The organism is Ectobacillus sp. OTK (assembly GCF_059698935.1).
This window is the reverse complement of sequence record NZ_AP048548.1, coordinates 36,149-59,321: the sequence shown is the minus strand read 5'-3', so window position 1 is coordinate 59,321 and position 23,173 is coordinate 36,149. Positions and strand designations below refer to the sequence as shown.

General features: G+C 34.5%; 19 protein-coding genes. 11 read left to right on the top strand and 8 right to left on the bottom strand.

Annotated features, from left to right (window positions below; all coding sequences use genetic code 11):
- Nucleotides 1–31 precede the first annotated feature (31 nt).
- From AC6HZ4_RS27475 to mobQ, 3 genes are all read right to left on the bottom strand, one after another.
- A complete protein-coding gene (locus AC6HZ4_RS27475; protein ID WP_497495979.1) occupies nucleotides 32–1,201 on the bottom strand; it encodes a type VII secretion protein EssB/YukC in 1,170 nt (389 codons plus the stop codon).
- 206 nt (nucleotides 1,202–1,407) lie between these two features.
- Nucleotides 1,408–4,146 carry a VirD4-like conjugal transfer protein, CD1115 family gene (locus AC6HZ4_RS27470; protein ID WP_497495978.1) on the bottom strand — a complete coding sequence of 913 codons (2,739 nt, stop codon included), beginning with the start codon at nucleotides 4,144–4,146 and terminating at the stop codon, nucleotides 1,408–1,410.
- Between the two features lie 75 nt (nucleotides 4,147–4,221).
- The gene (mobQ, locus tag AC6HZ4_RS27465) at nucleotides 4,222–6,312 is read right to left on the bottom strand and encodes a MobQ family relaxase (protein ID WP_497495977.1); all 2,091 of its coding nucleotides are present in this window, start codon (nucleotides 6,310–6,312) and stop codon (nucleotides 4,222–4,224) included.
- A gap of 267 nt (nucleotides 6,313–6,579) precedes the next feature.
- On the opposite strand from mobQ, the gene AC6HZ4_RS27460 reads away from it, so the two are divergent.
- The 4 genes from AC6HZ4_RS27460 (at nucleotide 6,580) to AC6HZ4_RS27445 (ending at nucleotide 10,851) form a co-directional block, all read left to right on the top strand.
- Entirely contained in the window at nucleotides 6,580–7,005 is a 426-nt protein-coding gene (locus AC6HZ4_RS27460) for a hypothetical protein (RefSeq protein ID WP_497495976.1), read from the top strand.
- A 53-nt stretch (nucleotides 7,006–7,058) separates the two neighbouring features.
- Nucleotides 7,059–8,642, top strand: a complete 1,584-nt coding sequence (locus tag AC6HZ4_RS27455; RefSeq protein WP_497495975.1) for a hypothetical protein — start codon at nucleotides 7,059–7,061, stop codon at nucleotides 8,640–8,642.
- Between the two features lie 264 nt (nucleotides 8,643–8,906).
- Entirely contained in the window at nucleotides 8,907–9,623 is a 717-nt protein-coding gene (locus tag AC6HZ4_RS27450) for a hypothetical protein (protein ID WP_497495974.1), read from the top strand.
- A gap of 574 nt (nucleotides 9,624–10,197) precedes the next feature.
- Complete coding sequence (locus tag AC6HZ4_RS27445; protein ID WP_497495973.1) at nucleotides 10,198–10,851, top strand: MBL fold metallo-hydrolase; 654 nt, start codon at nucleotides 10,198–10,200, stop codon at nucleotides 10,849–10,851.
- A 212-nt stretch (nucleotides 10,852–11,063) separates the two neighbouring features.
- Here AC6HZ4_RS27445 and AC6HZ4_RS27440 read toward each other — a convergent pair whose 3' ends face one another.
- From AC6HZ4_RS27440 to AC6HZ4_RS27420, 5 genes are all read right to left on the bottom strand, one after another.
- Nucleotides 11,064–11,588: a hypothetical protein gene (locus AC6HZ4_RS27440; protein WP_497495972.1), complete on the bottom strand. Its 525-nt coding sequence runs from the start codon at nucleotides 11,586–11,588 to the stop codon at nucleotides 11,064–11,066.
- A gap of 17 nt (nucleotides 11,589–11,605) precedes the next feature.
- Nucleotides 11,606–12,817: a ParM/StbA family protein gene (locus tag AC6HZ4_RS27435; RefSeq protein WP_497495971.1), complete on the bottom strand. Its 1,212-nt coding sequence runs from the start codon at nucleotides 12,815–12,817 to the stop codon at nucleotides 11,606–11,608.
- Nucleotides 12,818–13,267: 450 nt separating this feature from the next.
- Complete coding sequence (locus tag AC6HZ4_RS27430; protein ID WP_497495970.1) at nucleotides 13,268–13,783, bottom strand: DUF3967 domain-containing protein; 516 nt, start codon at nucleotides 13,781–13,783, stop codon at nucleotides 13,268–13,270.
- Between the two features lie 537 nt (nucleotides 13,784–14,320).
- Complete coding sequence (locus tag AC6HZ4_RS27425; RefSeq protein ID WP_497495969.1) at nucleotides 14,321–15,667, bottom strand: hypothetical protein; 1,347 nt, start codon at nucleotides 15,665–15,667, stop codon at nucleotides 14,321–14,323.
- A gap of 367 nt (nucleotides 15,668–16,034) precedes the next feature.
- Complete coding sequence (locus tag AC6HZ4_RS27420; protein ID WP_497496004.1) at nucleotides 16,035–16,289, bottom strand: DNA-binding protein; 255 nt, start codon at nucleotides 16,287–16,289, stop codon at nucleotides 16,035–16,037.
- Between the two features lie 466 nt (nucleotides 16,290–16,755).
- Between AC6HZ4_RS27420 and AC6HZ4_RS27415 the strand changes: the two genes are divergently transcribed.
- The 7 genes from AC6HZ4_RS27415 (at nucleotide 16,756) to AC6HZ4_RS27385 (ending at nucleotide 23,170) form a co-directional block, all read left to right on the top strand.
- Entirely contained in the window at nucleotides 16,756–17,391 is a 636-nt protein-coding gene (locus AC6HZ4_RS27415; protein WP_497495968.1) for an HAD hydrolase-like protein, read from the top strand.
- Between the two features lie 254 nt (nucleotides 17,392–17,645).
- On the top strand, nucleotides 17,646–18,818 hold the full coding sequence (locus tag AC6HZ4_RS27410; RefSeq protein ID WP_497495967.1) for a sensor histidine kinase: 1,173 nt from the start codon (nucleotides 17,646–17,648) through the stop codon (nucleotides 18,816–18,818).
- The gene (locus AC6HZ4_RS27405; RefSeq protein WP_497495966.1) at nucleotides 18,800–19,378 is read left to right on the top strand and encodes a response regulator; all 579 of its coding nucleotides are present in this window, start codon (nucleotides 18,800–18,802) and stop codon (nucleotides 19,376–19,378) included. Before AC6HZ4_RS27410 ends, AC6HZ4_RS27405 begins: the two co-directional genes overlap by 19 nt.
- A gap of 240 nt (nucleotides 19,379–19,618) precedes the next feature.
- Nucleotides 19,619–19,813 (top strand): helix-turn-helix domain-containing protein, encoded by a 195-nt coding sequence (locus AC6HZ4_RS27400; RefSeq protein ID WP_497495965.1) that lies wholly within the window; start codon nucleotides 19,619–19,621, stop codon nucleotides 19,811–19,813.
- A gap of 135 nt (nucleotides 19,814–19,948) precedes the next feature.
- Nucleotides 19,949–20,188 (top strand): hypothetical protein, encoded by a 240-nt coding sequence (locus tag AC6HZ4_RS27395; RefSeq protein ID WP_497495964.1) that lies wholly within the window; start codon nucleotides 19,949–19,951, stop codon nucleotides 20,186–20,188.
- A 365-nt stretch (nucleotides 20,189–20,553) separates the two neighbouring features.
- On the top strand, nucleotides 20,554–21,249 hold the full coding sequence (locus AC6HZ4_RS27390) for a TraC-like domain-containing protein (protein WP_497495963.1): 696 nt from the start codon (nucleotides 20,554–20,556) through the stop codon (nucleotides 21,247–21,249).
- A gap of 22 nt (nucleotides 21,250–21,271) precedes the next feature.
- Nucleotides 21,272–23,170, top strand: coding sequence for a VirB4 family type IV secretion system protein (locus AC6HZ4_RS27385; protein WP_497495962.1), 1,899 nt, complete (start codon nucleotides 21,272–21,274; stop codon nucleotides 23,168–23,170).
- Nucleotides 23,171–23,173: the final 3 nt, after the last annotated feature.

Sequence of the window (23,173 nt, the reverse complement as noted above, 5' to 3'; positions counted from 1 at the left end):
TCTCACCCCCTGTTTTGGTAATATTGAGATTTTATTTTATTTCATCTATTTCTTTCTGGAGTGCATCCATTTTAGCTTTTTTCTCGTCTGAATTTTGAACTGTCTTATCAACAATTCGCTTTTCAGCTTCCTTTATTTCTTTCATAAGTTCTTTATTACCTTGCTGTTTGGCAAAGTCAAAAGCTTCTTTAACAAAGTTAGGTTGTATACTCAAAGCACGCTGAATCTCACCTATCATTAGGTAAGAGAAAAGTAATGCCTTTTGATCATCATCCTTTAGATGTTTATAATCACCTTTTTCAAATTCTTTTACAGCATCAGCGTATTTTTGGATCGATGCATATTGCAAAGCCTTCAGAACATGCGGATCAACTCGACCACCCGCGATAACCTTTAAAGCCATTCCACTGATTTTTAAAGGTTTTCTTTCTTTTTTAAGTTCAGGAGCCGAAGGCTTCTTCTTTTCTTTAACTTTTAGCTTCACTCTAGTAACGGTTTTTTGAAGACTACCTAACTTCAATAGTAGTCCTCCCTTTGTATTCAAAGCTTTCTCTGCATCTTTAGCCTCTAACTGTTCTATTTCATTAATCTTAGATTCTACAAAACCCTTAAGCTCAATGAATGAACTTACTTGATCTAGTTCATGTAGCAGCTTGCGCGTAGCATTATCAGGGGCTTGACGTATAACAAAATCATTTCCATGAAAGCTTAGTTCTCTCCACTTAACCGTTGTAAACATAAAGAAAATAAGTTTTTTTGTACTATTTAGAATAAATTCCTTTTGGTATCCCGTGGGTGGTAGTAATTGTGAAATGCCTCTGTATAATAGCTTTACTTCGCCTTCATCGTTAAAGTATACATTTACATTATCTAATACCGTAACTGTACGCTCATCATTAAAGAGATTTTGAGAAAGGGCAACTAGTGATAGCGTAATGTTCAACTTCGTTTTTAAACTTAAATCTTTACGACGAATAGCAGTAAGAGGTTCATATCCTTCTTCGATTTCATACTCAATGCGAATTGCATTATCTCCGAGAGTAATATCACGCACAGGAAAACCATATTCTCTTTCCTGTTTTAACTCTTCTAACTCAATGGCAGAAAAAACTTGCGTACGATCTTTGGGTATCTGATAAAGGATTACATTTATATTAGAATCAAAAATCAGCGTCCCTTCGTTAAAGGCTAAACGTTGCAATAATATCTCCCCTCATTTCTGTAATATCCCTTGTTGAAATAACAAAAGATAATCAGATTTTATATTTAAATTATACAAAATTTATCTATTTTAGTAAAGATTAACAATATATCAAAAGGAATATTATTTAATTTTTTCCATTTATAAAAAATAGTTACAAAAAAAGGAATCTCTGCTGATTAATCAACAACGATTCCCTTTTTTATTTATCGCGGTATAGTTAACTTTTTATCTAGGCCTCCTTTATTTTCGTTTTCCATCCCCTCGTCCATTGCCAGGTACAAATCATTTAAATCTCCCAATTCAGTTCCTAAATTATTTATATCATCTTCTAGTTCAAGTACTAAATCCTCTATTTCCGCTGGATCTTCTATATCCGATGAAGGATAGGGGTTTATCTCCGTACCTTCTGATTCATTTAAAGATAACTGAAATTCACTCAGCCCTTCTAAAAATTCTTCTGTCTCATCTAATATAGTCGGTGATTCATTTGTACTTATTTCAGGTAACACTTCTTGTTCCATATTTCCTGCCGCTTCATAACTAGGACCAGAATCTTCATTTTTCATTGAAGGACTAATATCTTCTTGATTCAATAAGTTTTCATTAAGTTCAGGAATATAATGCTTCTCAAATTTTCCTTCTTGCTGTTCTGATTCAACAAGAACTTGATGACTATTATCTAAAAGTTCCTCTTCTATGGCGCTTAAGTCTTCATCCAGTCCTATAGCACTTATTGCAGCTGCAGCAGCTTCAACAGCAGCTAGTGCATTTTCACGATACTTCTCTTTAAACTCTTGAGTTTTCTCTTGCATGATGGCTTTCGTCTCAAACGTTTGCTCCAACTTAAAGTCTTCACGATTCATTTTGTACTGATCAATAAGTAACCTTTTTTTATCTTTAAACAATTCATATTGGAATGACTTATGAGCTCGAATCACATATGTGCTATCCGTAAAAATTAAACTTTCCTCATTAGACAAGTTTTTAATTTCATCTGGAGTCATTAAATCCCGTTGTGTATAAGAAAATGCATCGCTCTTTGATGCACTCTTTGCAGAGGTGCTGGTACTACCTGCTTTGACCTTTGCTGTAGTTTTACCAGCTAAGTTACTAAAATACTTTTGCGTTTCATAGTCACTGGCCTTTAGGACAATTTTAGCTGTACAGTTCGCCATAATAGATTCAGTATCTTCTTTACCATAAAGCTTTTGTAGTTGCGGAATACCTTGCACGATTGGCATAACAGATATTCCGTAACCACGACATGTTGATAAGAATTCAATAAATCGTGGCAACTTACCTAAATTGGCGAATTCATCAAAAATCATAGAAACTGGCACATACAGTTTAGCGTTATTTTCATCCCCTACCTTATACAGTTCACGGAACAATTGACTTACAAACAAGTTAATTAAAGATGTCCAAGTTCCATCGAGTGGATCAATGATAAGATAAAGTGCAATTTTCTGGCGACCCAGATCTCCTAACAGGAAATCACTTGTACGAGTGAAACGAGCAACAGTTTCAGAAGTAAAGTCTGCTAAAGTCGAAAGCAAAGAAACAATGATATTATCCCGCGTATTCTCTTTCGATTTTTTATACCCCAACTGATAGGCAATACGAGCCGGATGTTTAAAATCAAGAGCCATAAATACTGCATCTAATGCAGATTCTCCGTCTTCCATTCCTTCATCATCAAATTCTTGTAAAAAGTCCAGAACCCCTTCGATATTACGTTTCTGAGGCTCTACCTCATGAAGAACATAGAGAATTAAGGCGCGAAGTAACATATATTGAGCGTTGTACCAAAAATCTTTTTTCTCTGGATTGTTCTTGCTAGCTACAATAGCATTAGCAACAATTGATACTTCCGCTTCTTCTCGAATGTAATCAAACGGATTCCATCTGTTTGAAATTCGCATATTTGTAAAGTTAATAACTTTTACAGTGTAGCCTTGCTTCTCCTTTATCTTTGCAGTTCCCTCAAAAATTTCCCCTTTTGGATCCGATACCAGAATAGAACTTTCGGTTTGGAAAATAACATTCGGAAAGCCAACAGACTGCGTTTTGCGCGAGCCTGAGCCACCGACCACTAATACATTTCGATTACCCCATCCGCTCTTTTGGTGCATTACCACCGGTGAATCATTCATGAGCCCGAGAATAATTCCACTTCGATTTGTGATGGGGTTAAAGAGTTTCTTTTGGTATTCACGAATATATTCCTGACTGAAAGGGATATTTTGAATAAGCGTATCATTATCTGTTTCACGTAGAGACAATCTTGCAGGTTCCCCGTTATTACTTACATTTAAGTAATGTTTAGGGATTTTAGCCACTTCAGTTTCAATGAATTCCCGTTGTTTCTCCTCTGCTAAATCCGCAGCTTCATTAATCACTTGCTGTACACGCTTCTGTTCAATTCGTTTCATTTCTAGAACTTGCTTACTAATTCTGCTGACAATTTCAGGATCAGGTTTATATCCTGTTTTCTTTCTTTCTTCAATCTCTTTATTTACTCTCTCTTGAAGTTCGAAGCTTTTTTTAACATCTTCTAAGAGGTAAGTTTTCTTCAATTTCTTCACTACATTTTTTTCATCAAACACTTCACGCTCCGTAGCCTCACGTGCAGTTCCATGACTTCCATACTTACTAGCATCATCATACTTGCTCGGTCCATTTAATTTCTTATAGAAGGAGTATACAAAGAATCCAAAGGCAATTAATATTACGAACTGAAACTGAGTAAATCCCGGATTTTTAATCGCCTCTTGAGTTAATCGAATCGGTTGTTTCATATCTGCAATAACAGGAGCCATTGATCCGCTAGAAAACTTTGGTAAAGCTATTAACAGTCCCATGTATAGATAATCTAATAACACGACAGCAAACGCACTAAAAATTAAAGACCCTATTAACGGCCGCTTATTAATTTTTGTCATGCTCAAAATTCTCCTCCTTCAAAATGGACTATTTTTTTCTATTTACCAATAAGAAGAGTTCCCCCTTCTTACTATCTAGAGTCCTGGCCCTCGTTTACGGCGACGTTTTGCTTGTTCCGACTTAAACTTCTGTTCGTCTAACATGCGATCAAGGTCGGATTTTCTATTTTGGTTAGGTTGACGAATGAAAGATTGAATAGCTCTAGAAATTTCATTTGCAATTTCAGCAGACGATTTAGCCCCAGAAGCCTTTTCTTGCGGCACATGATTATCATGATTTATACCAGATTGTTCAGTGTTTACAGCGCCGTTTTGGATATGTCGTTTAGCTAATTTATGAATCTCATCAATTGGAATAATTCGCTTCTCTTTTTCGTTCAATTCCATAATTCTTCTTGCTGTTTTAAAATCAATATTCTTAATCCAAGCTTCATTAGGGTACAAATTTTGAACCGATTGAATGATTCCTTTTTGATAGACTTGAAGCTCCACTTTAACATTTTTTAAACGACTATGAATTTCTTGTTTTTGTTGCGCTATATCATGTAATTTTTGAGCGTATTCCTTTGGATATGAAGTACGGATATTTTCAATTTCACGCTCTTCTCGCTCCACTATTCTAGACCAGTTAACAAGATACGTATTGTTTTTATAGGCTGCAACGTATTTTTCAAGCAATGTTTTTTCAGTGTTAGCTGCTTTTTTGCTCTCTGACTGCAAGTAAACATGTGCTTGCTCTAAAGGAATTAGGGTACCTGATTTCTTGAACTCTTTAACTAGTTTTTCTAGTTCATCAGGTTTGAATTTCTGCATCTCTGGCGCGTTTTTATAAATAATGTTAGCCTCAGCAATGGTCAGCTTCTCAAGTGTCTGATTAGCTGTCTCAGCATGTCGTTTCGCCTCAATTAACTTCTGCTCTTGATCTTTCAATTTCGGTGCATGTTCTTTAATTTGCGCAACCGCTTCTTGCAATTCTTTTTGGACGTTTGTAATGGAGTATCCTAACTTTCCAAGCTCCTTTTGCAAGAATGCACGCTTCGTTAAATCATGTAAGTTTTGTTGATAATCAACTAATATTTCTTTCGCTTTTTGTATCCCTTGAACTTTATTACTTAGCACTTCTTTTTCTTTTGTTAATTTAACTTCCCATCTCTTAAGTTGATCTTTTAACTGATTTACATCATTAAAAGAAATGCTATTTTTCTTCATACGCTTACTAACAAATACAACAGCAACTTTTTCAGCATCACTTAACTGTTTCCACAATCCAGCCTGTTTCAAAACTCTACGTGGATCATTTGCAGCTTCTTCTTGTTTTCGTTTAAAGTCCACTAATGTTTGTTGTGCTTCTACAAGCTCATTTTGATACTGTTTAACAATTTGGTTTTGCTGTTTAATAACTTGATTCATCTGCCCTCTAGGAGAAACTGGAGAATAATTTCCCCCTTGTTCTAATGATTTTTTTAAAGCTCGTTTTTCCATACCAGCTTGCACATAACCCATGTGAACTGTTGGAACTTCGTCTCTTCCTTGTCTTTCATAAGATCGCAAGTCAAATCTACGAGATAGATTTAACTGTTTATAAGTTTCATTAATTACGTCCGCGTAATTTTGTCTCCATTTTTCAGCTAAATTCTTATCATCCCAAGGATTTCTTCCAAACTTCTTTTTGCCACTATTATCATATCCAATGAACGGTTGTTTGGGTGCCCATTCACCATCGGAATGAAACGGACGCATTGTTAGCATGATATGCGCATGTGGATTATGATCTTTATCTCTATGAATATTAACATCACCAACCATTCCCTCAGAAACGAAATTCTCTTCAACAAATTTCTCAACTAATTTACGCTGTTGTTGATTAGATAATTCGTTAGGAATTGCAATTACAATTTCACGAGATAGTTGGGCATTCCATGCTCTCTCTACTTTCTCAACTTCGTTCCATAATCTCTCTCTATTGTTTACCCATTCTGGAGCATGAGAAGGTGCAAGAATAAAAGATTCAGGATTCACTTCATGTTTCTTGAAGTTATGAGTTTTATTATTTCTTTCATCAAATAAACGCTCATCACTTCGATAAGCAGCGCAAGCTACAGATGAACGTCCATTCTTACGGGATATGATTTGAATGCTGAAATGTAAAGAAGATGGTTGATTCATTCTTGCTACCTCCTCTCTCAATTTAGTAATAGCCCCTGCGGGAAAAACGAATCGAGATTTCTCGAAACGGTGAAGCCGTTTTAAGAATCGAGAACAAGTTGCCGTGCAACTTCGCAAATTATAGATGCGAAGCAACTATATAATTGCGCCCTCCATTCTCTCGGGAATATTATAACACAATTTTTTCCTTCTTTGGATAAATATTGACTATATATCCAATTTTTTCTTATAATGGGAATAAACATGTAGAAAGGGGTTCTTTATATTATGACCAACTTTACTGAAACTCATCAAAAAAGGGAAACCTTTGTTCAAGACAATACATCTAACAATCTCACAAGATATCCAATTACTGATTTTAGTTCTGAATCTCCTATCGAAGAAACTAACACTGAAGAAATGAATACAGAAGACGGTCTTAGTCCAGAACAAAAACACCTATTAAAAATTCAAAGGCTTCAAGAGAAACTAAAGTTAGAGAAAAAAAAATTACGAGACTTAGAGAAAAAGAAAAATGCAGAAGAAAGAAAAGCAAGATCCAAACGACTTATCGAAGTTGGAGCTATTCTTGAATCTTATTTTGAAATTTTCGGTCCTGAAGAAGCTGAACAAATAGGTATTCAATTCGGGAATTTCATCAAGGAAAAAAAGCAGATTAATCCTGACTACGTTTTGATAAAAAACCGTCAATAAGGCGAATAATAATTTCTTGATTTTTTATAAAAATTTAAAGGAGATGTTAGTAAATGAATGGAGAAATCGGAAGACGTATTGAACATGGCGCTTCTCAAATTATGGATACCTTCATGATTGCTTTAATGCAACGGCAAGAGCAAATCAGAAAAGAACAAGAATACTCTCAAAGTCTTCATCAAGATATTATCTCCAATTTAGAGAAAAATCTCCAAAAAGAATTACAACAGCAAAATTTAATAGTTGAACGTGATGGTAAGAGCCTAACTTTTAAAGAACTGAAAGATGGAAAATTAGTTTTTCAAAATGATGAGAAGGCGGTTTCAATTTCATCAAATGAAATTGAAACTAAAGTCATATTTCAAACTTTAGATACTAACAATGAACAAAGTCCAAGAACTAAGCTTGAAGAATCACCATCTCTTTCTTCAATAGAAAAGTCTCATTATTCATTAGCTCCTGAGATAAAACCTGTCGATATTTCTCCAGACACACTTGAAGCAATTCGTAAATTTGCAATCTCATCAACAAAAAATGAAGAATCAAAATTCCCTTCTCTTCAAATTAATAAATCAGACGAGAAACAAATCAATTTTGAAATGCAATCAATTGACTCTGGTTCCAATTGGGGCGATGGTGACATAAAAGGTACAATTAATCGTGGAAATGGAAGGGTAAAAATTTACGTAACTAGCATAGATGGTGAAAATTGGAGTAAGTCCACAGATTGCTTTATTGAACAAAAAGGGTTAACTGATATTTTAAAAGAGTTTGGTAAACAGCAGACTCTAGTGCAACAAAAAACTGAACAAAAAAATGAAATTCCTGAAGCGAAAAGCGGTACTGAAATCGGTCTGAAAATAGAGCCTTCCTCTTCTCCTGAAAAAAGTAATGGTGCAGCTATAGCAGGAAGAGAACTTGTTAATCATAGGGTTTCTAAAGAAGTAAAATTAGAATCAAAAGAACTAGTAAATGATTCATTTCCTTCAACCTTACGCGGAAAACTTGAAGCTATTAATATGCTAAAAAATATGGACCCGAAAGAAATAAGGAATCTAATGAAAGAGGCTCAAGTAACAGCTAAAGAGGAAAAAAAATCTCTACCTGAAGCTTACAAAGACAAATTGATAGAGCGTTTTGAATCCTCTCTGGATCAATCACGTAAAGAACTAATACAAAAAGCTGAACTTGTATATGGAGAAGCTAACAAGACCGAAAAGAAAATTGACAATTCTTTAAAGAAAATCAGTGAGGCGATTGTTAAGTTAGATAAATCTAAAGATCTTGGCCTTATACCTCTAGAAAAACACGCTGAAGCCAGAGGACAATTACTAAAAGAGCAAGACACTCTTACAAAAAGTTTCGACAAAATCGAAAAAACTGTACAACGTGTAGACTCTCAAATTAAGATCGATTTAAAAACTCAATTTCCAGATTTAAAAGTTCAAAATCTAAATCCTAAGCAAGCTTTAGATATAGCTAAAGCTGCTAGTAATACAGCTGTACGCAGTCTGAGAGGACTAAAAGAATTTACTCAGGAACAAAGACTAGACAACACGCTAAAAGCCATCAATAAAGCTACAAAAGAGGTAGAAGTTACTATCGAAAAAACTGCACAAGTAACAATTAGTCGCTAGAATTTTAAAATTAATTCTCGAATTAAGGGGTAACGGATGTTGCCCTTTTTTTATACTTAAGAAGTTCAGCAGCCTTAAATTCGCATTCCAATTTACCAGGAATATGATAATTCTACAAGACCTTTACATTACGATCTTCCAGCTGCAATGCACGCATAGTATTCATGACATTTTCGTTCTTTTCTAACATTCCTCATTCATATACAATATAAATATATAAAATCCGCTAGTTTAAATTTAAATGGTATGGGAGGAGGTTCGCTATTGGTTAACACAGTAACCTCAATAAGACTTTCTCAAAAAACAAGAAAGCAAATTGAGCACTACAAAGATTATTTTTGTACTAGAAAATCAAAGATTATTACATATGCTTTCTACGAACTATTCTCAAAAAAATTAATCGACTTAGATTCATTTGTAATTTTTTTAGAAAATAACATGGGCAATATTGAACTAGAGAAAAAAAACGATTCTATTCTTATGAGAGATGAACATATCTCTTTAATTAATCAATTGAAGGATCAAATAGAATTTAAACTGGGGAGAAAAATTACTTTCAATAAATTTGTAGGATATTTATTAGAATACTACTTTTTAGACGTTGCTTTTTACGAAAAAAAAAACAATGATTCAATGATTGACAGTTTACATCTAGGGAAATCTTCCCAAATTGGATTATATGTCAACAAAAGCTTAAAAAAGCTCCTTACGGATCTATGTGGAATGTACAATCTAGCTATGAATATGTTAGTCCTTGATGCTCTCAACGAAGAAAATGAAATTTCTTTTTTTGAACAACAAGAACCCAAAGAACAAATTGGAATTCACACATCTGAGAAAGAAAGAATCATGATATTTATTCCTACGTCTATACACGAAAAACTTAAAAGCTTACCTTTTACTTTCTCCTCATTCTCGGACATGAAACTTTTTAACTATGTAAGGAAATATAATCTCTTCGAGATTACAAATACAGTATAATATAGCCCCTAGCAGAAGTCGCCATTCGACAGACTTTTGATAGGGGTTATAATTGTTTATAATCACTATAAATCACTATAAATAACAAATATCCAGTTTTTTTCGTTTTATTATAGTTATATAAATCTAATTTAAGTTATTTAAACTATAAGTAATAGTTTTTATAATTAAATAACAGTAATAAAAACTATAATAAATTAAATAATACTAATAAAAAGTTAAATTTAGTTATATTCACTATAAATCACTATAGGTAACTATTATATGTTTTTTAAAACTTTTTTGTAGTTATATAAACCTAATTTAAGTTTGATTAAAAATCCTGTGTTAGCATTCAGGATTTTTCTTTATCCAGCAATCGGGCCCTTTTCCTAAAGAAAAGGAATTATTACAGAAAAATCGAAGATTTAAGTTGTTCAAATAATAAAGCTGGCCGGTGTGATAATGAATAATTAATGAACTGAGTAATAATAGTATTTTAAATACAAAATTATCCTCGTTCTTCCAATCTTCTTGTGCAATCAAACCTATTCTTTGACATCAATAAAATCTAATTATAAAGGAGATCAAAGTTATGGAAATTTCTAAGGGAGTAGAGATGCTGCACCTTGAATTTCATGGGAATATTATTCATCCAACCCTTTTATGGGATCAGGAAATAGCTGTTTTAATAGACACTGGATTCCCTGGACAAATTGAAGATTTACACGTAGCAATGAATAAGGTAGGAGTGTCGTTTGATAAACTAAAAGTTGTGATTTTGACGCATCAGGATATAGATCACATAGGCAGTCTTCCTGAAATATTGCAAAATTGTGGAAGTAATATTAAAGTTTATGCGCACGAACTAGATAAGCCTTATATCCAGGGAGATTTACCTCTTTTGAAAGACGGGCACATAGAGACCCCACCGAAGGGAAAAGTGGATGATATCTTGATTGACGGTCAAGAACTGCCGTATTGTGGCGGGATTCATGTCATCCATACTCCAGGGCATACTCCTGGCCATATCAGCTTATATTTGAGACAAAGTAAAACGCTTGTTGCCGGGGATTCGATGTATAGTGTAAACGGAACATTGGGGGGAATTCATGTTCCAACTACTTTGGATATAAAGGCTGCTCAACAGTCTTTGAAGAAATATTTAGACCTAGAGATTGAATCCGTGGTTTGTTACCACGGGGGATTAAGTAAGGTAAATATTAATGAGCAGCTTCAAAAATTATAGAGAAACCTGCTGAATAAGAATCTGTTTTAATTAATCTTTTTTCAAAATGGATACTTTTGATTTACCGTAGAATATGGGTTAACACGATATTTTTATATCAAACTTAATTTTAAAACTACGCCACTATAAATCCCAGCAAAAAATAAACAAAAAAGGTGTTTATCATTCAGACAAATACCTTTTTTGTTATATTTAAATATTCGTTAACGAATTTATTTTTTTACAAACTTTGAACGATCTATCCCCAAGTTTTTTAGTGGTTTGGGCTTTCCTTCTGCCAGTTTTGAATCATTTCTAGTAGATTTCTGCTGTGACTGTTGGTCTTCATTTGTATCCAGAACAGGGTCTTCTTGCTCTTCTTTTATTTCAATTTCAGGTTCCTTTTCGTCTTCAACTGGAGGAGCTTTTAAAATCTCCTCCTCAGTTGTTTTAGAATGATTAACTTCTACAGGAGTTTGTTCAACGGACGGAGAAACGGAAGGTGATTGAGGCGGTTGAGCAGAAACAACCTGCTCAACCGATCTAGGCCCAGCTCCCATAATATCCTGTAGAATCCGGAATTGCGTTTCCATATCTTCAATATCAGCGTACCCATACTTCGTGATATGGTAGTCTAGCAACTTCCGAATTGATTTATTTAAATTCTCTTGGTTGTTAATCCATTCTACATGCTTGGGGTCGCTTGTCTGGAAACTATAGTTATCAGTTTTACGCCCTTCCCTCTTCCGAGTTGCCATCCTTTACTCCTCCTTTTTTATTCCTCACTTGCTGCAGCTTCATCATCAGCTGCATTAACTAGCAAGTTGAAAATTTTCATTCCACGAACATTCATATCTGTAGTGAATTTCTCAGATATCCAAAGCACCTTAATTTCGTATGGATCACAGAATTTGCGAAGTTCCTCGTACATAACATCTTTAAGATGAATATTTCCTCCCCCGTAAACAGCTACAATATCTACTTCATATTGTAGCTTTCGGAGTTTTTTGGTATCTTCTTTATAAATTTTGTTAGCCTGTTCAATCTTCTCTTCATTTAAATACTCCATAGCTCGTTTGTGAAACTTGTGACCTTTGTCTTTTAGGTAAGAAACGAAATGCTGGCGCTCTAAATCTGAATTTAGCTTTTCACCTAGTTTTTCTTTTGCAACTTCAATGGAGTGACCAATGCCATAAGGTTTCCCACTGTTTAGATCCTGCTCAAAGTCAAGACCAATTGTTACAGGGAATTCTGTCGTTCCGTCTCCAATGTCGTTATGAAGGATTGTTTTGCTTTCAAAATATTCCCCTGTTATATTTGTAAGTTTATAAGCATTTTCGAATTCTTCAAACATCTCACCACTTCTATAATAAACATTTCCATTTTCATCAGCCTCATAAATGATAGCAAACAACGCTGCAATACCTTCTTGCATTACATCTACAGTTTTATAGGTAACAGATACAACTACATCTTTTGCCCCAACATGAACTGTTACAGTATGATTTTTGTCTGTAAACATTTTTTCAAAGGAAGCGGCATTGTCAATTGTCCATTCGGATGCCGGTAAGCATGTTTGCATATCTACAGATAAATCAATCCGTTCTGGCAATGCAGTATTTTCTTCAAACACTTTTTGAACAGCCAAGCCAGCTAAGAAGCCTGTAGTATTAATAACTGGCAAGTCTTGCTCATATTTTCTTAAAACAGCAATATCAAGATTTGTTACTGAATCGCTATTACGTAAAGCCTTTTGACCAATAAAAAACATTCCTGGGGAAGAAATGGAGCTAGAAATGATAGACACATCCAGATTATCCAATAAAGTAGGAACAATTTTGTCAGGCGTAAGATCTAGATAATTAGGTTTCTTTGTTATTTTTGTATATACATTAGGTTGTCGGTACAGCACATTGTTAACCATAATCTTTTGTTCGCTGTTACCGTTATCGTTTTGAACATCAAAGTGTAACTGAATTGGTTTCATAAAAATTCCTCCTCTTATCTTTTAAAATCGGTTAGTTCTAATTATAAATAGTTAATATAGGTGATTGTAATTATGTTTTAGCATTTTTATGTATATTCACTTTAATTCCTACATCAACCTTAAGTAAATTATACTAAATATATATTATTTTGTAAATAAGGAAATTGTTAATTTTAATACTTTTTGGTTTATTTAAGTTAAAATCACTATGAATAACTATTTCACAGCATATTATATTAAATATTAATAAATTTATAGTGATTTCAAGTTATTTTTAGTTGAGAATCCCCAAGCCATGCCCTATTATTCAATTCTTATAAGAAAATTGTATAGGAATCGCAAGCCGCGCCCAAAGTTGAACCATACCGAATGTAGGGGGCATCCCCAACGAAGACCTTCATCAGGCACCATTCCCTAAGCGATTCCTATAACAACTTCCATGCCCTTCCTTTACGAGAACCATTTCCGGAACTGCCACCATTTTTTTTCTTGCGTCGCAGCAATCATTCTCTTCGTCTCTTGCATCTCACGTATCATGTGTAGTAGTGCCTTATCTCGTTCTTCTGAGCGTTTCATGAAATGTTGAAAAAACTGCTGTTGCTGTTGCTCCAGGACACTTTTTAAACGTTCTTCCTGGTGTGCTAAAGCCTCCTCGATTTGTTTTTGAACCGATTGCTCATTCACTAATCGCTCATTCATTTCATCCTCTTCAATGGTAACAGTAACGCATTTTGTGTATCCCAACGCTTTCAATTTCCCCTCAACCTGTTCTTCTTGTAGATTTTCTTCTACGTATAGCCTGCGAATTAAGACCAATAGCTTAATCGAGTCAGAATGCAACATATATTTTTTCCCTATCTTTTTATACTGCACATACTCTAAATGTCGTTGGATGTATCGGCGCAAAGTGGCTTCTGGAACACTCAAACGTTGGGAAACCTCTGCTATACTGAGCCATTCGCTCATTCGCTCACCTCACTATTTCGTTATTCACTCAGTCATACACTACTCATTCATGGATATAATTCGCGAATAGCATAAAGTTTTCCTATCAACTGAGTGATAAGTGAGCAAGTGATTTTCTATGATTTGATACACAAGTAAGACTTTCTTTAAATGTAGAAAAATGAATAGGGATTGCTATAAATCATAGGTAGATCGCAAAGTACAGGGCTAAAGCCTCTTCTAAGCTCCTCTCTATGAAATCAACTATGACTTGCGATGCCTATAGCAATTCCCTCTTACAATCTCTTTAAAAGTTACTACCAAACTTTTGAATGTGGGCTTTTGCTTGGATTCTTATTTCTTCTCCAAAGCGAAAACGAATGTTGGCCATAATATAGGGAACAGCTTCTGTTTCCGTTCATCCATACGGAGCGGTTACTCCTTTGATCTCTCGTTCTTATTAAATATTTTACATGGGAAGATTTAAGATTCGCCCTCCTGATCCTCCCTTTTATATGTTTTGTTAAGGAAGGGAATCCGGAATCCCAATTTATAGGTTTATTGTTGTAGCCAATTGAAAAAAGGTACCTTTCCTGTATATGTGGATTGATTTCTTTCCAGTTGTTGTATCTGTTCTTCCCTTTTTCTATAATCTTGTTTTTGCACCTTTACTAGTTCCATCCATTTCTCCATAAAGAAGTGGTCTTTATAAATAATTGTGTCACCGTTTTTATGTTCTACATAGCTTTGTAGGGTGAGATAATGCGTGATTGCTTTTCTTATATCTTCTTGGGATAAGAGCTTCATATCGTGTTTTGTTAGAGTCTTAGCAATATAACTCTTTGTTTTGTCCGTGAGCTCAAACAATTGGAAACTCTCAATTGCGTTAAATAGTCTGTTGAGAGAATCCTCAAAGTCCCATTGTTTTAAGTTGTCTTCATTATCTGATGTTGAAGGAACAAATGAATTCCCAATCTTAACAGAAGAAATAGGAGTAAATAATTCATTAGAATCATCATCATTAGATAAATTCTCGTCAAGAATCTCTAAAATAGGATCTTCTCTATTTAACGCTAGTGATGATGTAATTAATGAATCTCCTGTATTCTCTGAAAAAGTAGTAAATGAAAGAGAAGTAGTTTCTGTAATGGGTTTCCCGCTATGGGAAGGTTCCTCATTTTGGTTTCCCACCATGGGAAAGTTCGGTTTCCCATGGTGGGAAAGTGCTGTTTTTACCTTCCCATCATGGGAAGGTTGTGGATAATCATCCTTTTTTTTCACTTTCCCACCATGGGAAGGTTGTGGATTTTGGGGATTATCATCTTTCTTTCCTTTTTTGTCCCCCTTATCCTTTTTTGTTTTTTCCTTTTCCGCTATATAAATCTGAATAAGATTTTCAACTTGCTCTGGAATCGAAACAAGTGCCAATTCTTCTGCTTGCATAATTGGATAATCTGGGAGTGTGTAACCTAATTTATAAAGTAAACAACGGACTAATGGAATGTTTAGTTTATACCAGTTTGTGTTATTACGCTGATTTCCTTTTCTATCCACCAACAAAACCTTAAAATCCTCGAATTCTTTAAGCGCACGATCTACTGTGGATTTAGAAACCACCATAATTTCATCACTTAGCTGCGGAGAAGATTTAAAGAACCAGCCATCACGAAGCTTTTTCTCTAATCTTTTTCTAATGATTTCATCCTCTGCATCCTGGAATTGATCTAGGCTATTTCTTATTTCTTCGTCCGATTTTGCCACGATATCTGACCAGTAAAAAATTTGAGATAAGATAACACCGCTCATCTTAGACTGCATTTTCAAAGCTGTAATAAGCTCCTGAAACTCCTCATAAATGACTGCTCTTTTTAACTTCTGTTCATTATTTCTTCGCTTTTTAGACATGAAAAATACCTCCACTTTTAACGAAAAAAAGGAAGGGGTCACAAAGAAATACTTTACCGTATAATTATATTTTGCTACAATAAGTGCATAATATGTTAACAGCAAAGATTATTCTTTGTGCACCATACAGGACGCTTTATTCCCAAAACTTTGGACGGTTAGGGGGAATAAGGCGTTTTTCTTTTTTTTCGTACTTTTATTTTGCATTTCTAGTAAAACCAAATAGGAAATAACCAGTAGCTAACTATATAATATAGGTTTTGATAAAATCATGGAAAGGCAGAAAAAATAACCCTCCACAACTTGAATGTTACATGTTAAAATTTATAGTTTAGGTCCTCTATATGTTATCTAACTCCGTCAAACCTTACTTAGTTCCCCCTTCAGGAAACCATTCTTGGATTGCTTCATCTGTTACAAGCCAATACCTTTGAGTTTTTTGATATTTTTTATCTGGATCACGAGGGGATTCAAAATACCGAATCAATCCACGTTCAATCATATCTTCTACTTGTTCTTGCTTTGCAAGAGAAGGCTTTACTTTGTTCTTTAATGTTTCGTGAGAAATACCATATTTTAAAGCTGCTTCTTGGAGAAACATGTATTTTTCGATTTCATGTATATATTTCACACATATACAACCTCCTAAAATCGGTTTTATATCCGCAAATTGGTACCACACTCTCATTTTAACCTTTGAAGGTTAAAATTTCCACACTTTTTCTATTTTTCAACAAACCTTTAGTGGCAAAAACCACAAGTGTAACTCGATGAATCTACCAATCTTAATCTCCATTAATCCTAATCTTCACCAATCTCAACCTATTCATAATATTTTAATATATTTTTCGTTATAGTAACTCGAAGGATTTATCAATCCGAATCTCTAACAATCCCAATCTCCCAATCTATTGATAATATTTGAATATAATGGGACTTTTGCTATAATATGTTACAATTCCAGCCGTGTTCTTTTCGATACTCCTTATTCGATAAAGAATAGTAATGCTCTAAAATTAAAAATCAAAATTTTGTAGATTTAAAATAAAGTCTGATAAGCAAATACAAAGAAAAAAGGATGTTAAGCGATGCTCAAAACAGTTATTTTTGATTTTGATGGAACTATTGTTGATTCAGGAAGAATGGTATTCGATCTCTTTAATGAATTTGCCGACAAATACAATTATGAGAAAGTTCCAGAACATGATATTGAACTAATCCGTTCTCTGTCTGTTAAAGAACGTTTTAAGAGGCTTAAAGTGCCTTTTTTAAAGGTTCCGTTGTTAACGATGGATGTTGTGAAAAAATACAAGGAAGCTATTCCTCATCTGAAAGCAAATGAAGAAATCAAATCTGTTTTACAAGAACTGAAAAGCTCAGGATTATGTCTAATACTCCTATCTGCAAATTCTAAAGAAAATATAGAAAAATTCTTACAATTGAACCAAATGGAGTATTTCGATGATATTCTTACTGCTAATCGTTTTTTTGGTCGGCATTTGACTATCAATAACTATATAAAAACTGCAAAAATAGAGAAGGAAAACGTCATTTTTGTTGGTGACGAACATCGGGACATTGTAGCTTGCCAAAAGAGTAATATTAAAATCATTTCGGTAACTTGGGGATATGATTTAGAAACGTTGCTCCAACAATCCAATCCTGATTACATTGCACGAAAGCCAGCAGAAATTATCGGGATGGTTAAAGAGTATAGTGCATGATTCTATTATTTTTAATTAGTACCCTCTTCGCAATTATTTGTTACCGATATGATCCGAAATCCAAGTCAATCCAATGGGGAGTGTTCCTTTTAATATGTGCCGCGCTTGCTGGGCTTTCTAGAGCTATTATTGAATCGTTTATTCCTGCACTAAACGCACACAACATGAGTTTTCATTGGCTTAAATGGATGTTATATAACTTAAGAATTATAACGGGATTTGTCTCAGTGTACTTTTTTCCATGGGGAGTACTTATGCATGCAATTACATACAGCGAGAAATTTAATTCTAAAACAGTAAAAATTTTGACGTGCGTTTTATTCATCCCTATTCCTTTTATGTTGAAAACAACGGTATATGTTCCTGACATAATACCAGACTTTAAATCTATGTTATATTGGGCAGTTCCCTATATTTGCTTTGCATGCTTGCTGCATTTATACGCATATTTTACTGAAAAGGATCAAGGGAAGAAAAAGAATCGTTTTACGACCATGGCTATCATACTTCCGGTAATATTGTCAGCTCTGATTTTGAACTATATAGAAAGGGCTTTTGATAATACCCATCAGTCCTGGAGATATATGATTGTATTTGTCGTACTTGCATTCGTTATTTTTCTTTGGACAGCATTGAAGGAGGGGGCAGGCTCCTTAAACGGAATCAAACTTCGATATGAGAGGGAAGCTCGTCAAAATACAATGAAAGCTGTAACATCTGGAACAGCTTTTTTGAATCATACGATAAAAAATGAAATGGCTAAAATTAATTTTTTAGTTGATCAACTAAAGGAACATGTCCCTCTAGACAAAACTTCTTCTGAATGTATTGATCAAGCACTAAACTCAACTAATCACGTTTTAGAACTTTCAAGACGTATTCAGAACAAATTGGACATTATGAATCTTAAAGAATCTGAATTTTGGATTAGCGATGGTATAGATTCAGCAATTAACTTGCTCCATCCTTACCTAAGGGAAATCAGCATTGTTAAACAATACGAAGTCGATATAAAAATTTTCGGGGATCCTATACACATTCAAGAAACTTTCCTGAACATAATTAAGAATGCGATTGAAGCTATTGAGGGGGAAGGTGTAATTTTAATTAAAATCTACAAAATCCGTAGAAATATTTATATAGACCTTACAGATAACGGAAAAGGTATCGGAAAGGATAAGCTTTCTCTCGTACTAAATCCATTCTATTCAACAAAAGGAAGGTCAGAAAACTATGGATTGGGATTAGCTTATTGTTATAATGTCATGGAAAAACACGGTGGCGATATCTCAATAAAGAGTCAAATAAACCAAGGTACAACAATCACATTATCACTTCCAACTAAACGAGTTATTGATACTAAAATAAATCAACAATCTAATTCTAAATCGTCAGGAGCAAATAACTTATGGATAAAATTAGACTGATGATCGTAGAAGATGATCCAGTTTGGATGAAATACATATCTAGCTATGTTGGAAAAGAGAACGATATTACTGTTGTTAAGCAGGCTTATACGAAAGAAGAGGCTCTACAAGTCACCGATTTAAATATTGATGTTGTGTTAATGGATTTAACCCTATCTGAAGATGATAACGATTTAGGTGGACTTGAGGTTGCCAGTCAATTATATAAGAGAGGATTAAAGAAAATCATCATGTTAACATCGTGGGATGAAACGGAAATCATTCTGGAATCCTTTGATAAGGGGGCCATCAATTATGTAACGAAACTATCTTATAGGGATATCCCCAATGCCATTAGAGAAGCGCATCAAGGAAAGGTTAGTCTTCATCCTGACGTTTCAAATGTACTTATCAGTGAACTTAAGAAGGAAAGAAAAATAAAGGTATTAACTCCTGCGCAACGCGAAGTGTATGAATTAAAACAACAAGGACTAAGCAAAACCCAGATCGCCCAAAAGTTATATAAGTCCGTTGAAACAATAAAACTACACTTAAAAGTAATAAAAAGCAAAATAAATTGAAAAGTGGCAATGCCATTCTTCAATTTATTTTGCTTTTTTTATTGTAACAACGAATTTGATATCCAACAAAACTTAATCTTATCACATCACCTTTCAAATTGGTAGGATTGTTTTTTTAACCCTACTCTATAATTTTTGGAACTTATAACATATAAATGAGTATTTGTTACCGAATAGGATACACAAATGAGCAAAAGAACATCTAAGAACATCTAAGAACTTCTCGATCTTGTTTAGGGGGTGAACATCATTATCAAGGTAAGGGAAAAAAGATTGGAGAAAGACTGGACTCAATTTGACCTCTCAAAAAAATCTGGGGTTTCACAACCAACTATTTCTCAAATCGAAAATGGGAGACGGAAATATCCTACTTATGAAAGTATCAAAAAAATTGCTGGGGCATTAGGCACTGATATAAAGGAACTCACTGAATAAATAGCCTTACATTATAGGCAAGCTCCGACTTGCTTTAATATCCAATTTTTTCTAAAAAATGGTTGATTTAAATTTTTCATTCATTTACAATACAAACATAGGAAATCTATTCTAGTTTTAAGGGGGATAAATCACATGACTCAACTTTTTGATCGGTTAGTAAGTTTTTTGATGAACGACATGTACAGCGGGTTTTTAAGTATTGTTTTACCTCTCGGGATTGTTGTAATCCTCGCTATGGCGTTGTGGGGAATGTTTAGTAGCGAACATGGCATGGCTCAAATGAAGGGTAAAATTATTACGGTTATTATTATCATAGCTATTGCATACAGCGCAAGACCGATTGTTCAAGGATTGCAAGCAACATTCAACTAATGCGAGAGACAGGTGAGTAACTATGGAACGAATAACCGAAAGAAAAAGATACGTCGTTCCAAATCAAATTGACAAGAGGACTCATTTATGGCGTTTCATCACTGTGATGGACGCCATATGTCTTGTTCCTTGTGTCGGAACGACATATGTACTTTACAACGACATTATCCCTCAAGATTTCCAGTTTGCATGGCGAGTTTTCTTCTCTGTTCTACCTTCCGTTATTTTTGCAACAATACTTTTTATTCGTCCGATTAAGGAGCGTAAAAATATCACTATGTTTAAAAAGCTAAAGTGGATACTGGACTTCAATAAGAGACAGAAGGTTTACCACTACAAAAAGAGAGCGTAGGTGACACTGATATATGTTCGGTAAACACAAGAAAAAAAAGCAAGAGGTACAAGAAAAACTCGTACAGGATCTCATTCCTGTACGAAATATTTATTCAGAGCTTATAGAAACTACAGATAACCGAGTTGTTAAAATTTTATATGTTAGTTCGGTAAATACAACACTAATGAGTTACAATCAACAGGCTGCTGTATTGGCACAATATGAATCCTTTCTGAAGTCTTTAAGGCGTCCTATTCAAATCTCTAGAATTTCCGAGCCTATTAACTTAAAAAGCTATATCTTCGACCTTCAGGAGAACCACAAAACGATCACAAATCCGCACAAAAAGCTCATGATGGGAAGCTATATTGAATTCGCGAAGAAAATTCAGGAAAGTAGGGATATGACAAGAAGAAGTTGCTATGTGGCTATCTTCGAGTCATTTACTGATGAATCTTCAAAAGAGAAAGCAATTCAAAATTTAGAAGTTTATGCAAAAGACATAAAGCTAAAATTAGAAGAAATGCTGTATGAAAACAAACTAGAAGCGCGAGAACTTTCTAATGAAGAGCTAAAGAAAATGCTGCACTTATATATGGATTATGAGAATGCTCAAATTAACAATATAGGTGACGATTTAGACTTACCGTACATTATCGGGAAACGAAGCCTGTTAGAAGCCGCTGAACGCCTTAAAAAGAAGGAAAATTCATACTTGTACGAATAACGAGTAAAGGGAGGTATTCTAGGTGCTAAAACACTTATTCAGTAAAAAGAAAACCGAAAATCCTTTTGAATACGTTATCCAAAGTAATAACGTATTCTTGGATCTTCTTTCTCCTGATTCAGTAGAGGAAACTCAAGACTACATCCGGCTCGGAGGAAATTATACAAGAACACTAGCTGTAGCATACTTTGCCACAGATATTTACGCAGGATTCTTAGATAAATTACATAACCTCGAAGGCAACATTTCTATTAGTCATCACATCCGACCAACATCATCCGAACAAACAATCATATACCTGGATAAGGCAATTCGAGAACTTGAAAGTCGTTTGGATGAAAGAGGTCTCCCACATCGTTATAGAAGAAAAATTGAAGTAGAACTTCGAGATGCAAATATCCTCCTTGATAAACTGACTAATGGTGACAGTGAACTATTTTACGAGCATATGTTAATCCATATTCAGGCTGATTCTTTAGATCAATTGAATCATTTAACACATATTGTAAAGACACAAACTAGTGAAAAAATGAAGGTAGTTACACCAAATTATAAAATGCTAGATGCCTTTTATAGTGCGTTACCACTGGCGAACAATAAGATTGAAGAAATGACATACCGTAACTTCGATGCGGAAGCTTTATCAGCTCTTTTTCCTTTCTCTGACTCGGAAGTATTCTCCGATCGCGGTATTATCAAAGGTCAAAATATTAAAACTCGAAGCATTGTCATTGTAGATGAAAGCAAGTTGATTAATCGAAACTCTTTCGTTGTTGGTACAACAGGTTCTGGAAAATCTACTTATCTGTTTACGGACATGATGAGGAAGTGGATTCGAGGAACTAAAATTCGAACAGTCGATCCAAAATCGGAATTTGGCCGTATCTTTAAGAAAATCGGAGGAGAATGGATTAGGATTTCTCCGCAAACGGATAACCTTATCAATCCATTAGAGATTCTAAATACAAGTTTAGAAGATGATAAAATGCAGTCTATATTACATCAAAAGATCAACAATCTTAAAACCATGTTTACTATCATGTATAAAGATCTTAAAGATGATCAAGTGCAACAATCAGTTCTAGAGAAGGTGCTAGTGCAGCTGTACGAAGATTGGAATATTACGTGGACTACAGACTTTACAAAAATGAAACCGGAGGATTTTCCTACGTTAGGGGATTTATACAGTAGGATCAAGGATTTAATGGATGAATCTCCCCAAGAGTTCGGTTTGCTAAGTTCTTTCTATCAGGTGTTGTATCCATATACAGAAGGGGTTTATAGTAAAGCGTTCAACGGGAAAACAAACGTTGATTTGAGTAATGATTTAATAGCTTTTGATATTTTTGATTTAGTACAACTTGATCAGGATGAACTTGGAAAAGTAGCGATGTTTAATATCCTGACTTACTTAAAAGATGATGCATTAAAGGATAAAGAACTAAAACATATCTATGTTGATGAGGCTCACGTTTTGGCTGATCCAAATAACCCACTCGCTATGAAATTCCTATTCAACATGTATAAACTTATCCGTAGCTTCGGTGGCGGGGTAACATCAGCCACTCAGGAAGTTGACGATTTCTTAAGTGCTACTGACACCTCTCGTAACTACGGTGAAGCAATTATGTACAACAGTTCAACTAAATTGTATTTAGCCATGACAAAGCAATCATTTGATGCTCTAAAAACCAAAGCCTCTGAATCGTTTTCAGAGGAAGAGGAAAATATTCTTGTTATGAAAGATGCTAATAAGTCTAAATATGCCGGAAAGGGAATTTTCGTTGTCGGTTCGACAAGGGTTGCTCTCGAAGTGGAAATGACTAAGGAAGAATTACGTTTGTGGGATGAGGACCGATTCTACAAAACATATAAACACGAAACTAGAAAAGAAATCTCTGAGCTAGTTAGCATCGTGTGAGAG